Source organism: Acinetobacter sp. B-6 (assembly GCF_056930735.1).
The window spans coordinates 1-209 of sequence record NZ_JBXPBY010000068.1; the positions used below are offsets into that span (position 1 = coordinate 1).

The 209-nt window shown below is 52.2% G+C and carries 1 protein-coding gene; it reads right to left on the reverse strand.

Going from position 1 to position 209, the window contains the following annotated elements:
• A partial coding sequence (locus tag AC1Z3T_RS21265) for an Ig-like domain-containing protein (protein WP_483397005.1) occupies positions 1 to 209 on the reverse strand: 209 nt, incomplete at both ends.

Below are 209 nucleotides of genomic sequence, written 5' to 3' on the forward strand. Positions count from 1 at the left end.
ACATATTGGGTGCTGGTACTTGGTCCAGTGTTACCTGAAGCATCGGTGACTGTACCACTCACCGTACCTGTCGGTTGGTTGATCGCAGAGGTCACAGGTCCATAATTACCTGAACTGTCCACAGGCGTCGTCACAGTGCTGCCATCTGGATAGCGGATTTCAATGTTGCTGTTTGGCTCAGCCGTTCCACTGACGCTTACCGAACCATC